This is a genomic window from Flexivirga lutea (genome assembly GCF_054778955.1).
The window spans coordinates 1,179,698-1,191,927 of the sequence record NZ_BAAGZB010000002.1 but is presented as its reverse complement, the minus strand read 5'-3'; the positions used below and the strand labels follow the sequence as shown (position 1 = coordinate 1,191,927).

Here is a 12,230-nt window from a genome sequence, read left to right as displayed (position 1 = left end):
CTCGGACCCAGCGGGAACGGATCAGCCGAGGCCGTTGTCCGAGACGAACTGCTTGGCCACGCTCGCCGCATCCTTGTGATCGACCTGGACCTGCTTGTCCATGGCCGCCAGCTTGTCGGTGGTCAGCTTGGCCTGCACTGCGTTGAGCACCGACTGCACCTTCGCGGATGCCTTCGCCTTGCGGATCAGCGGCACAACGTTGTCGCTACCGAAGACGTGCTTGGGGTCCTTCAGCACCACGAAACCGTCGGCCTTGATCGACGGGTCGGTGGTGAAGATGTTCGCCGCCTGCGCCTGGCCGTTCTTCAGCGCCTGCACGATGGCGGTGCCCTGCAGTGCCCGGAAGCTCTTCGGCACCAGGTTGTACTTCTCCTTCAGGCCCTTCAGACCCTGCTCGCGCGTCTGGAACTCCGCCGGCGCGGCGAACGTCACCTCACTGGAGTGCTTGGCCAGATCGCCGATCGTCTGCAGGCCCCACTTGTCGGCGGTCTCCTTGGTGACCGTGACCGTGTTGGAGTCCTCGGCCGCGGCCGCGTCGAGCACGATCTCGCCTGCCGGCAGCTTCTTGGTGAGCGCGGCCCGGACGGCGTCGGGCGCCGTCTGGGTGGCGGACGGTTCGTAGAAGGTCAGCAACGAGTAGGCATATTCGGGGACCAGGTCGATCGAGCCCTGCTGCAACGCCTTCAGGTAGACCTCGCGGGCGCCGATCGGGTCCCCGGTGGTCGCCTTGAGGCCCTTGGCGTTGAGCGCCGCGGCATAGATGTCGGCGATGAGCTGCGACTCCGGGAAGTTCGCGGCGCCGACGTGGATCGTGCCGGCCTCGGCCCCGCCGGTCGGCACCGCGGCGCTCGAGCCGGAGCCCGTGCCGAGCGGATTGCTGCTGCCGCCACCGCACGCGGCGAGCGCCAGCGTCGCGGCGATGCCCAGAGCGGTCGCGGAGAGTGTGCGCTTCATGATGGTTCCTTCATCTCGGTGATTGGCCTGGGAATGGTCGTGAGGTGCGTGCATGCCGTCGGAGTCAGGCGGCGTGTGCGGACTCGGCTGCGGCGGCCGTCGTGCGCGACCTCCGGCGGGACGCCCCGGAGGTGCGCAGACCGCCCGGCACGCTGACCTGTTGCAGGACGGCGAGGAGCCCATCGACGACCAGCGCGAGCGCGGCGACCAGGATCGCCCCACCCGCCATCTGCGCGTAATCGGAGTTGGCGAGGCCGTCGATCAGGTAACGGCCGAGGCCGCCGACACTGATCGCCGCCGCGATCGTGGCCGTCGCGATGATCTGCAGGGCCGCGCTGCGCACACCGGAGAAGATGAGCGGCAGGGCGCAGGGCAACTCGACACGGGCAAGCACCTGACGGCCCGACATGCCCATGCCGTATGCCGCGTCGCGCGCCGCGGGATCCACCTCGCTGACGCCGCTGTAGGCACCGGCCAGCAGCGGCGGTATGGCAAGAATGACGAGCACGATCACGGTCGGGACGAGGTAGGCCGAGTCCCCGGTGAGGCGGGACACGAACCACATCGCGACCACGAAGAGCAGGCCGAGGCTCGGGATCGCACGGAAGGCGTTGGCCACCGCGATGATCCACTTGCCCTTGCCGGTGTGCCCGATCAACGCGCCGATCGGCAGTGCGATCAGCGCCGCGATCAGCAGGCTCTCGCCGGAATACTGCAGGTGCTCCAGCAACCGGTGCAGGATGCCGGTGTCGCCCTGCCAGTGCGCGCCATCGGTCAGCCAGCGCCATACGGACCCCGTCATGCGGACACCGCTCGTTGCCACGGCGTCAGCAGCCGGGTGATCGCCTGGATCACCAGGTCGAAGATCAGCGCCAGCACCAGGCAGCCGACCACTCCGGTCCAGACCTCCGCCCAGTAGCTGGTCTGGTAGCCGTCCGTCAGGTAGAACCCGAGTTGGCGGATGCCCAGCAACGCCGCGACGCTCACGATGGCGACGTTGCTGACGGCGGCGACCCGCAGACCGGCGGAGATCACCGGCACCGCGAGCGGCAGCTCGACCCCGAAGAAGCGGCGGATCGGGGTGTATCCCATGGCGATCGCCGCCTGTGTCGTCTCCTCCGAGACCGCACCCAGTGCGTCGGCCACCGTTCGGACCAGCAGCGCCAGGGTGTAGATCGTCATCGCGATGATGACGTTGATCGGGGCGATGATGCTGGTCCCGACGATGAGCGGCATCAGCACGAAGAGCGCGAGCGACGGGATCGTGTAGAGCAGGCTCGAGCCGCCGACGAGCAGGACCCGCAGCCATGACGCGCGACGAGCCAGCCAGCCGAGCGGCAGCGAGATCAGCAGGCCGATGACCAGCGGGAATCCGGCGAGCCACGCGTGCTCGACGCCGCGGCTGAGGATGTCGGACCAGTGGTCCTGGATGAAGGAGAACACCGGTGGCTACTCGCCGTGCGAGGCGTTGACGGTGGCGGCGGTGTCGACGGCCTGTTGCGGCGCGATGTCGGCCTCGTCGACCTCGGGGCGGTCCGTGGCCTCGATCGCCTGCAGCACCTGATGCGCGCGGACGGTGCCCAGCAGCCTGCCGTCATCGGCAGCAATGACGCCGCGACGACTGGGTGACGACAACGCCGCATCGAGCGCCGAACGCAACGGGCCCGAAGCGCGAGCCACCGTGCCGCCGCGGTGCAGCATCGCCGGGTCGATCGGTGCTGTGATCACCGACGGCTGGATCCAGCCGACCGGTCGGCCGTCGTCCACCACGAGCAGCCACTCGTCGTCCGTTGCCGCCCGGGCCTGCTCGGGCGTCGTGCCCAACGGCACCGTGACCTCTGCAGCCAACGGCAGCGGCGGCGTCTCGGCGAAGGTCAACGCTCGATATCCGCGGTCCCGGCCGATGAAGTCGGCGACGAAGTCGTCGATCGGATGGGCGAGCAGGTATGCCGGGTCTGCCAATTGGGCCAGTCGGCCGCCGACCCGCATGACCACGATCTGGTCGCCGAGCTTGAGCGCCTCGTCGATGTCGTGGGTGACGAAGACGATCGTCTTGCCGAGGTCCCGCTGCAGACGCAGGAACTCGTCCTGCAGTTGCTCCCGCACCACCGGGTCCACGGCGCTGAACGGCTCGTCCATCAGCATCACCGGCGGGTCGGCGGCCAGCGCGCGGGCGACGCCGACGCGCTGCTGCTGACCGCCGGACAGCTGTGACGGCCAGCGGTCGGCGAACCGCCCTGGCAGCCCGACGAGTTCGAGCACCTCGCGGGCCCGCTCGCGCGCCCTGGCCTTCGGGGTGCCGAGCAGTTGCGGCACCGTCGCCACGTTGTCGACGACCCGCTTGTTGGGGAACAGGCCGGCGTGCTGGATGACGTAACCGATGCCCCGGCGCAGCTTCGCGGCATTGAAGGTCTGGACGTCCTCACCGTCGATGGAGATGCTGCCGCTGGTGGGCTCGATCATCCGGTTGATCATCCGCAACGACGTCGTCTTGCCGCACCCGGACGGTCCCACCAGGACGGTGATCTGGCCGGTCGGGGCATCGAAGGACAGGTCGTCGACGGCGGTCGCACCGTCGGCGTACTGCTTGACCACCTGCTCGAAGCGGATCATGGTCACCCAACGTAGTGCAGGCCACCGACATCCTGTCACGTCAGACCCGGCAACGTGCCCGGCGAGCGATGCCTTTCTCGCACGCTGCGAGGCTGCGAGGTCAGGGACGCAGCAGCGTCTGCTGCAGGAACTCGTTCGTATGGCGGTGCCACGCGCGCGCTCGCAGCAGCATCGCGTGGGCGTCGGGCAACTGGACGCTGCGCGCGTCCCCGCCCGCCGCGACGATCCGGCCGGCGAGCCGTGAGCTCTCCCGCGGATCGGTGATGACGTCCTTGCGGCCGTGCAACAGCAGCGTGTGTCGGCCGAGGAAGGGCTCGACGTCGTACTGCCGCGGGATCCACGGCGCCATACCGACGATGCTGACCACCCCCTCGCAGCCGGCGAGTTCGAGTGCGACCCGACCCCCCATCGAATGACCGACCAGCGCGAGCGGCACGCCCGGGTAGAGCTCGTGCAACCGCCCCAGCGCCCACCGAGCATCCACGACCGGTGAGCGGGCGTCACCGTTGTATCCGCGCACCGCGTCGCGCAGCACCGCGGGTGCGATGCGGCCGCCGGCACTGTGCTCGATGCTGCGCGCGACGGCCACCATCCGCAGCACCGGGGGGCTGGCCTTGAAGGTGCGCTGCAGACCGTGTTCGGCGCCGCCGTGCAGCAGCAGGGCGATCGCCTCCGGGCGGTGCCTGCCGTCCGGCAGCGTGAGGAAGGGGTGTGCCTCCGGTCGCACCTGCGCGTGCGCCGGACCGACCTCGAAGCGGGGCCTCATGCGGTCGCGCTCACAGCTGCGACCGGTGGAAGTTGTCGTAGGACCGGCTCGCGGTCGGGCCCCGCTGGCCTTGGTAGTGAGAGCCGTATTTCGCGCTGCCATAAGGGCTTTCGGCCGGACTACTGAGCTGGAAGAAGCACAGCTGGCCGATCTTCATGCCCGGCCACAGCTTGATCGGCAGGGTCGCGACATTGGACAACTCCAGGGTCACGTGGCCGGAGAACCCCGGGTCGACGAAGCCGGCGGTCGCGTGGGTGAGCAGGCCCAGCCGGCCCAGGCTCGACTTGCCCTCCACCCGTGCGGCGACGTCGTCCGGCAGCGTCACCTGCTCGTAGGTCGAGCCGAGCACGAACTCCCCTGGGTGCAGCACGAACGGCTCGCCCGCGTCGGTCTCGATCAGCCGGGTCAGTTCGTCCTGCTCGGCGGCCGGATCGATGAACGGATACTTGTGATTGTCGAACAGCCGGAAGAAGCGATCCAGTCGGAAGTCGATGCTCGAAGGCTGGATCATCGTCTCGTCATACGGGTCGAGACGCACGCGTCCGGCGTCGATCTGGGCGCGAATGTCGCGGTCGGAGAGCAGCACGGGGGTCACGCTACCCGGCGGGCCCGTGCGCCGGTGGCGCCGCGCGTGGGTTAGACTCCTGCCGGTCCGAAATCGCCCCCGCGGCAGCGTGTCAGGGGAGCGGCTTTCGCGGCACGCGAGTGTAGTTCAATGGTAGAACATCAGCTTCCCAAGCTGAATACGCGAGTTCGATTCTCGTCACTCGCTCTTCACTGCGTTTCTTGCGGTCGACTCCTCACCGCCCTCCTGCGGCTCGGGCTCGCTCGCCCCGCGCCGCAGCCGCGCCGACCGTTGTCTCGCGGACCGTCCACTCGCCCTTCCGTCGCCAACGCTGGTCGCTCACCACCTCCCCGGTTCGACTCCGCACCGCCCGCCTGCGGCTCGGGCTCGCGCCGTTCTGCCGATTTGACACCGTCGAAACTACATGCGTGCAACTACAGCATGTTGGGTCTTGGCAAAGTCGCCACCACTAGATAATGTGTCTCACGCAGTTGGTTCGGGCACGGACACTGACCGCCACGGTGGTCGTCGATCGTGCCCGAGGAAAGAGGGAAGCCGGTGAGATTCCGGCACTGCCCCCGCAGCGGTGAGTGAGGACGAACGTCGTCATCAGCACTGGGCCGACCAGCCCGGGAAGCGACGACCAGTAGGTGTGCGTCTGGCACGGAGTCACGAGTCCGAAGACCTGCCACTGCCCCGTTCACGTTCGTGGACGGGTCCGACCGCAGCCCGCGCGGGAAGGGCTGACGAACGAGCGGTGGCATGCCCCATCTGCGTGCGCTGCCCGCTCGCCGTCCCTCCTCGCCGGACGACCAGCGAGGACAGACGGGAGACACCGCACGTGGCCATACACGTCACCAAACGCGACGGTTCGCGCGAGCCGTATGACGCAGACCGCATCAACCGGGCGATCGAGAGGGCGGCCGACGGCCTGCCGAACGCCATGTCGATGACTATGCAGATCGCCTCGGAGCTGGCGATCACCCTCTTCGACGGCATCACCACCGAGCAACTCGACGAAGCCGCCATCTCGGTCGCGGTGCAGAACGTCAAGGACGACCCCGACTTCGACGTCATCGCCTCCCGTCTGCTGCTCAAGACGATCTACAAGAAGGTGCTGGGCGACTTCGAGACCCAGTCCGAGCTTGCGTTGCTGCACCAGGCGCGCTTCCCCGGCTACGTCCGCGAGTCGGTCGAGGACGGGCTCTTCGATCCCCGGCTGGCGTCGGCGTTCAACCTGGAGCAGCTCGCGGCCGCGCTCGACCACCACCTGGACGACGGGCTGCGCTACATCGGCATCGTCACCCTCAAGAACCGTTACATGGCAACGGATTCCAGTCGTCGACCGCTCGAGGTCCCGGCATACTTCTGGATGCGTGTCGCGATGGGTATGTCGGTGGGCGAGAAGGACCCGACCCAGGCCGCGATCGGCTTCTACCGCAAGATGGCGTCGCTGGACTACCTGGCGGCCGGCTCGACGCTGGTCAACGCCGGCACCGTCACCCCGCAACTGTCCAACTGCTTCGTGATGCAGATGGACGACGACATCGAGCACATCGCCAAGTCGATGCGCGACGTCATGTGGCTGACCAAGGGCACCGGGGGCATCGGCCTCTCGGTCTCCAAACTGCGCTCGGAAGGCAGTCCGATCCGCAGCAACAACACCTCGTCCACCGGGCCGATCCCCTTCATGCACACCATCGACTCGATCCTGCGGGCCGTCTCCCGCGGCGGGAAGAAGTTCGGGGCGCTGTGCTTCTATATGGAGAACTGGCACCTGGACTTCCCGCAATTCATCGATCTGCGGCAGAACGCCGGCGACCCCTACCGACGCACCCGGACCGCCAACACCGCGGTCTGGCTGTCCGACGAGTTCATGAAGCGCGTCGTCGCCGATGACGACTGGTATCTCTTCGACCCGCTGGAGACCCCGGACCTGGTGGAGCTGGTCGGCGACGACTTCTCCCGCCGCTACCAGGAGTATTCCGCTCTGGCCGAGGCCGGGAAGCTGCGCTCCTTCAAGAAGATCCGCGCCCGCGCGCAGTGGAGATCGATCCTGGTCTCGCTGCAGACGACCTCGCACCCGTGGCTGACATGGAAGGACACCGTCAACCAGCGCGCGCTCAACGACAACACCGGCACGATCCACCTGTCGAACCTGTGCACCGAGATCACGCTGCCGCAGGACCGCGACAACGTGTCGGTGTGCAATCTGGCCTCGATCAACCTCTCGCGACACCTGATGCCCACCCCACGAAGTTCGACTCCCCCGCTGCGCTCCTCCGTCGATACTTCGCGGGGACCCCGGGCTATCGAGGATGAGCGTCGCCAAGAGTGGGACTGGGATTGGGACCGACTCGCCGAGTCCGCCCGTCTCGCCGTGCGTCAGCTGGACAACCTGATCGACATCACGCGCTCCTCGGTGCCCGAGTCGGAGCACTCCAATGACCGGAACCGCGCGATCGGCCTGGGAATCATGGGCTTCACCGACGTGGTGGAGAAGTTGGGTCTGTCCTACGCCTCGGAGGAGGCGGCCGACCTGATCGACCGGCTGACCGAGTTCATCAGCTGGCACGCCATCGACGCCTCGTGTGATCTGGCGGTCGAGCGCGGCGCCTACCCCAACTTCCCGGGATCCGGCTGGTCCCGCGGGCTGGTGCCGATCGACACGCTCGAGGTGCTGGAGCAGCGACGTGGTGTGGAGGTCGACGTGCCCCGGACCGCGCAGCTGGACTGGGATGAGCTGCGCGCCCGCGTCAAGGACGGCGTGCGGAACGCGACGTTGATGGCGATCGCGCCGACGGCCTCCATCGGCCTTGTCGCGGGCACCACGCCGGGGCTGGATCCGCAGTTCTCCCAACTGTTCTCGCGCACGACCTCGTCCGGAAAGTTCCTGGAGGTCAACCGCAACCTGGTCACAGCGTTGCAGGAGCGCGGCCTGTGGGACACGATCCGCGAGGAGCTGCTGCGTTCACGCGGCGACCTCTCGGCGGTGTCCGGTGTGCCGGAGGATCTATTGGAGGTCTTTCAGACTTCCTTCCAGCTGCCGGCCACGGCATACCTGCAGGTCGCCTCGCGGGCGCAGAAGTGGATCGATCAGGCGATCAGCCGCAACATCTACCTGGAGTCGCGGGACATCGGTGGCATGAGCGACCTGTATGTCGACGCGTGGCGCAAGGGTGTCAAGACGACCTACTACCTGCACATGAAACCGCGCCACCGCGCGGAGCAGTCGACCGTCAAGGTCAACAAGGCCGTCGAAAGCGGCCGGGCCGGAAGCGGATTCGGCTTTGCGCGCAAGGCAGCGACGCCCCCTCCCGAGCAGGCAGAAACCCCGAAGAACGCGCCGGTCGCCGAATTCGAAGAGGGCTTCACCTGCCCCACCGACCCCCAGGAACTTCTCGAATGCGAGGCATGCCAATGACATCCACGACTCCCGACACCCAGACGTCCATCCTCGGCACTGGCGTCCAGGACGGCCTGTTGCTCAAGCCGATCCGCTACCAGTGGGCATACGACCTGTACAACCAGGCCGTCGCCAACACGTGGTTCCCGCACGAGATCCAGCTCGGGGAGGACCTCGGCGACTTCGAGCGGATGACGGACGAGGAGCGGCATGCCGTCACCTTCCTGATGAGCTACTTCAATCCCAACGAGCTGCTGGTCAACAAGGCGCTGGCCTTCGGCGTGTACCCGTATGTCGGCGCGCCCGAGGCACACCTCTACCTGGCCAAGCAGATGTGGGAGGAGGCCAACCACTGCATGGCGTTCGAATACGTGCTGGAGACCTTCCCCATCGACCGTGACGAGGCGTATGCCGCCCACGTCGACATACCGTCGATGGCCGCCAAGGAGGAGTTCGAGGTCCGCTACATCCAGCGGATGGCGGAACAGACGCTGGACATCACCACGACCGAGGGCAAGCGCGACTTCGTGCGTAACCTCGTCGCGTACAACGTTGTGCTGGAAGGCATCTGGTTCTACAGCGGCTTCATGGTGGCGCTGAGCTTCCGGCAGCGGAACCTGCTGCGCAACTTCGGCTCGCTGATCGACTGGATCGTGCGCGACGAGTCGCTGCACCTGAAGTTCGGGATCAACCTCATCCTCACCGTGCTCGAGGAGAACCCCGACCTGCAGACCCAGGAGTTCGCCGACGAGATCCAGCAGATGATCTTCGACGCGGTCGAGATGGAGGAGCAGTACAACCGCGACCTGCTGCCGCGCGGCATCCTCGGCCTGAACGCCGACTACATCAACACCTATGTGCGCTACCTGGCCGACCGCCGACTGGAGGAGCTGGGCTTCGGACCGCACTGGGGTGTCAGCAATCCGGCGAAGTGGATGGCGACCGCGAACGACACGCTGGAGCTGGTCAACTTCTTCGAGTCGATCAACACCAGCTACGAGGTGGACGCCCAAGCCGGATCGTAGCCCTGGGCGTGACGTCATCGAGCCGTTCGATGCGGCGCGCGAGGTCCACGCCTCGCGCGCCGAGCGGTCCGGATGCGCCGGCGTCGAGGCTGCTGCGGCTCGGCCCGGCGTTCGTCGCCGCGATCGCATATGTCGACCCGGGCAACATCGCTACCAACACGACCGCCGGCGCCCGGTACGGATTCGGGCTGCTGTGGGTCGTCCTGCTCGCGGTCGCGGCCGCCGGGCCGGTGCAGTACCTGTCGGCGAAACTCGGTGCGGTCACTGGCCAGTCGATGGCGTTGGTGCTCAGCATGCGCCTCAACCGCCCGTCGCGCGTGCTCTATTGGCTGCAGGCCGAAGGCGTCGCGATCGCCACCGATCTGGCGGAAGTGGTTGGCGCCTCGATCGCCATACACCTGCTGGTCGGTATGCCGCTCTGGTGCGGCGCCGTCGTCACGGCGGTGGCCGGCGGCGGGCTCATGGTGATCCGTGACCGGGTCGGCGAGCGCGGTTTCCAGGTGGTGATGGTCGCCGGACTCGCAGTCATCGGAGCGGGATTCATCCTCGGTGTGCTGATGGGACCGGCGCCTGCCGGGCTGGATCTGCGCCCCCGGCCGGCCGACCAGCAGATGGTCCTGCTGGCGACCGGCATCGTCGGCGCGACGGTGATGCCGCACGCCATCTACCTGCACTCCGCGCTCACCACCGACCAGGGCGGCACGTCGCGCCACAGGTTGCGGGACAACCGGATCGACGTCACGTTGGCGATGCTGGTGGCCGGGACGGTGAACGTCTCGATGCTGGTGCTCGGCGCCACTGCCCTACGCGGACACCAGGACGAGGACTTCGCAGCACTCGCCCACGCGCTGGCCGACCGGGTCGGGGACGGCGCCCGGACCGGGTTCATCCTCGCGCTGCTCGTCAGCGGCATCACCTCGACCGCTGTCGGGATCCGGTCCGGCGAGGTCGTGATGGCCGGACTACTACGCCGGCGGGTCCCGGTGGCGGCACGCCGGATCGCCGTCCTCGTCCCGTCGGTCGCGCTGCTCGCGTGCGGCATACCGCCGGTCGACCTGTTGGTCTGGTCCCAGGTCGCGCTCGCGATCGGACTGCCGATGGCCCTCATCCCCCTCGTCCGGCTCACCTCGTCCCGTGCCGTGATGGGCGTATGGCGCAACCACCCCGCCATGACGGCTGCGTGCTGGGCAGTGGTGGGGGTGGTGGTCACGCTGGACCTGGCCCTGCTCGCCATACCGCTGCTCGGCGCGTGACTGCTGCGCCGCAGCCGACGTGTGACAGTCTCGGAGCATGACTACTGCAGCACCGGAGCCGGCACCGCGCCGACGGGGCCGGCCCGGCAAGGACCAGGCGACCGTGCTGCGGGAGGCCATCGAGTTGTTCAACCTGCAGGGGTATGACGCCACCAGCATGGGTGACCTGGCCAGTCGCCTTGGGTTCACCAAATCCGCTCTCTACCACCATGTTCCGAGCAAGGAGCATCTGCTCCAACAAGCTCTCGACGAGGCGCTGGACAACCTGGCCGAAGCCGTTGCCGCAGCCCGCGCGGATCGCTCGGTATCCGCGCTGGAGCGGTTGCGTCGTGCCGTCCGGGGCAGCGTCGACGTGCTCATCAGCCACCTGCCTGCCGTGACGCTGCTGCTTCGCGTCCGCGGCAACAGCCCCGCCGAGGTTGCCGCGCTGAAGCGGCGGCGCGAACTGGACGCCGAGCTCGCGCAGCTCGTCGCGGAGGCGGCCGACGAGGGCGGCATACGCACCGACATCCCTGCCGACCTGATCAGCCGGCTGCTCTTCGGCATGGTCAACTCGCTCACCGAATGGGTGCGCCCCGGCGGCCGGATCAGTCCCGACACCATCGCCGACGCACTGACGACGATTGCCTTCGAAGGGCTGCTCACGGCCTGAGCAACAGTCAGTCCAGCTCGACCGACGCGGGGAACACCTCGGCCAGCACGGCACGGCAGGCACGCACACCGGGCGTCTGCACACTCGACTTGCGCACCGAGGTGAAGACCGAACGACGTGGCGCGCCGGGCAACTCGATCAGCCGGGCGGCCGGACGGCGACGGACCAGCATGAGGTCGGGCACCACGGCGACCGCGCTGCCGGACTCGATCAGCGCGATGTGAGCCTCCAGATCGTCGGTCTCGAAACGCACGTCCGGCTCGAAGCCGGACTGCCGGCACAGCTGCTCGGCCCAATGCCGCGATGCCGCTCCCGGTGGCTCCATCACCCACGGCAGTGTGCGCGCATCGGCGATCGAGCACACCTGGTCGAAGCCGTGCCTGTGGGCCGGCACGGCGAGGTGCAGCGAATCCGTGGTGAGCGGCACCCGGTCGAGCGACGGATAGCGCGGCGCCGCGTGATTGGGATACTGCTCGGCGATCACCAGGTCGAACTCGTGCGCTGCGGTCTCCCGCAACCCCTCCTCCGGTTCGCGCTGCGACATGGTGACCCGCAGCCGAGGATGCGCGGCGGCCAGCTCGGCCAGCAGCCGCGGCATGAAGGCGACGGCGGCCGACTGGAAGACCGCGATCCGCAACGTGCCCGACGCTTCTCCGGAGACGCCGATGGCGGCGCTCTCGGCCTCCTCCAACTGGCTGAGGATGCGCTCGGTGTGCTCGACCAGCACCTCCGCGGCCGGCGTCAACTCCAGGCGGCGGCCGGCCTTGCGCAACAGCGGCACCCCGACCTCGCGTTCGAGCTGGCTGAGTTGCTGGGACACGGAGGAGGGGCTCAGGTGCAGCGCTTCGGCCACTTCCGCGATGGTGCCGCGGCTGCTCAGCTCGCGTAGCAGCCGCAGTCGTCGCACTTCGAGCATACTTAAGGTTAGCCGAAGTGAATACGTCGGAAAACGTCGCTTTACCCGAAGTGAGCCACGCCGGATACTCGGATCGAAGC

At 67.9% G+C, this 12,230-nt stretch carries 11 protein-coding genes, 1 tRNA gene and 1 riboswitch; of the genes, 5 read left to right on the top strand and 7 right to left on the bottom strand.

All coding sequences use genetic code 11. The features are described from left to right. Window positions 1–21 precede the first annotated feature (21 nt). The 6 genes from ACYVBN_RS12075 to dcd form a co-directional block, all read right to left on the bottom strand. Window positions 22–954, bottom strand: coding sequence for an ABC transporter substrate-binding protein (locus ACYVBN_RS12075; protein WP_460600724.1), 933 nt, complete (start codon window positions 952–954; stop codon window positions 22–24). A 64-nt stretch (window positions 955–1,018) separates the two neighbouring features. Beyond that, window positions 1,019–1,756 (bottom strand): ABC transporter permease, encoded by a 738-nt coding sequence (locus tag ACYVBN_RS12070; protein ID WP_440281503.1) that lies wholly within the window; start codon window positions 1,754–1,756, stop codon window positions 1,019–1,021. Further along, window positions 1,753–2,397 (bottom strand): ABC transporter permease, encoded by a 645-nt coding sequence (locus ACYVBN_RS12065; protein WP_440281502.1) that lies wholly within the window; start codon window positions 2,395–2,397, stop codon window positions 1,753–1,755. Before ACYVBN_RS12065 ends, ACYVBN_RS12070 begins: the two co-directional genes overlap by 4 nt. Before the next feature lie 6 nt (window positions 2,398–2,403). After that, entirely contained in the window at window positions 2,404–3,567 is a 1,164-nt protein-coding gene (locus tag ACYVBN_RS12060) for an ABC transporter ATP-binding protein (protein WP_460600723.1), read from the bottom strand. Window positions 3,568–3,667: 100 nt separating this feature from the next. Next, window positions 3,668–4,333, bottom strand: coding sequence for an alpha/beta hydrolase family protein (locus ACYVBN_RS12055; protein WP_460600722.1), 666 nt, complete (start codon window positions 4,331–4,333; stop codon window positions 3,668–3,670). Between the two features lie 10 nt (window positions 4,334–4,343). Further along, the gene (gene dcd, locus ACYVBN_RS12050; RefSeq protein WP_460600721.1) at window positions 4,344–4,919 is read right to left on the bottom strand and encodes a dCTP deaminase; all 576 of its coding nucleotides are present in this window, start codon (window positions 4,917–4,919) and stop codon (window positions 4,344–4,346) included. Between the two features lie 115 nt (window positions 4,920–5,034). Between dcd and ACYVBN_RS12045 the strand changes: the two genes are divergently transcribed. From ACYVBN_RS12045 to ACYVBN_RS12025, 5 genes are all read left to right on the top strand, one after another. Further along, window positions 5,035–5,105: transfer RNA gene (locus ACYVBN_RS12045), tRNA-Gly, on the top strand. A 298-nt stretch (window positions 5,106–5,403) separates the two neighbouring features. Continuing rightward, a riboswitch (cobalamin riboswitch) is annotated at window positions 5,404–5,605 on the top strand. Between the two features lie 134 nt (window positions 5,606–5,739). Next, on the top strand, window positions 5,740–8,322 hold the full coding sequence (locus ACYVBN_RS12040; RefSeq protein WP_460600850.1) for a ribonucleoside-diphosphate reductase subunit alpha: 2,583 nt from the start codon (window positions 5,740–5,742) through the stop codon (window positions 8,320–8,322). Next, window positions 8,313–9,329, top strand: coding sequence for a ribonucleotide-diphosphate reductase subunit beta (locus ACYVBN_RS12035; protein WP_460600720.1), 1,017 nt, complete (start codon window positions 8,313–8,315; stop codon window positions 9,327–9,329). Before ACYVBN_RS12040 ends, ACYVBN_RS12035 begins: the two co-directional genes overlap by 10 nt. 29 nt (window positions 9,330–9,358) lie before the next feature. Continuing rightward, the gene (locus tag ACYVBN_RS12030; RefSeq protein ID WP_460600719.1) at window positions 9,359–10,582 is read left to right on the top strand and encodes an SLC5/6 family protein; all 1,224 of its coding nucleotides are present in this window, start codon (window positions 9,359–9,361) and stop codon (window positions 10,580–10,582) included. Between the two features lie 37 nt (window positions 10,583–10,619). Beyond that, on the top strand, window positions 10,620–11,234 hold the full coding sequence (locus ACYVBN_RS12025; RefSeq protein ID WP_460600718.1) for a TetR/AcrR family transcriptional regulator: 615 nt from the start codon (window positions 10,620–10,622) through the stop codon (window positions 11,232–11,234). Window positions 11,235–11,241: 7 nt separating this feature from the next. On the opposite strand, the gene ACYVBN_RS12020 is transcribed toward ACYVBN_RS12025, so the two are convergent. Next, window positions 11,242–12,150, bottom strand: coding sequence for a LysR family transcriptional regulator (locus ACYVBN_RS12020; protein WP_440281495.1), 909 nt, complete (start codon window positions 12,148–12,150; stop codon window positions 11,242–11,244). Window positions 12,151–12,230: the final 80 nt, after the last annotated feature.

What these genes read in the sequence shown, in the direction of transcription:
- ACYVBN_RS12075 (WP_460600724.1), bottom strand. Translation starts at nt 954, where the DNA reads ATGAAGCGCACACTCTCCGCGACCGCTCTGGGCATCGCCGCGACGCTG.
- ACYVBN_RS12070 (WP_440281503.1), bottom strand. Translation starts at nt 1,756, where the DNA reads ATGACGGGGTCCGTATGGCGCTGGCTGACCGATGGCGCGCACTGGCAG.
- ACYVBN_RS12060 (WP_460600723.1), bottom strand. Translation starts at nt 3,567, where the DNA reads ATGATCCGCTTCGAGCAGGTGGTCAAGCAGTACGCCGACGGTGCGACC.
- ACYVBN_RS12055 (WP_460600722.1), bottom strand. Translation starts at nt 4,333, where the DNA reads ATGAGGCCCCGCTTCGAGGTCGGTCCGGCGCACGCGCAGGTGCGACCG.
- ACYVBN_RS12035 (WP_460600720.1), top strand. Translation starts at nt 8,313, where the DNA reads ATGCCAATGACATCCACGACTCCCGACACCCAGACGTCCATCCTCGGC.
- ACYVBN_RS12030 (WP_460600719.1), top strand. Translation starts at nt 9,359, where the DNA reads ATGCGGCGCGCGAGGTCCACGCCTCGCGCGCCGAGCGGTCCGGATGCG.
- ACYVBN_RS12025 (WP_460600718.1), top strand. Translation starts at nt 10,620, where the DNA reads ATGACTACTGCAGCACCGGAGCCGGCACCGCGCCGACGGGGCCGGCCC.
- ACYVBN_RS12020 (WP_440281495.1), bottom strand. Translation starts at nt 12,150, where the DNA reads ATGCTCGAAGTGCGACGACTGCGGCTGCTACGCGAGCTGAGCAGCCGC.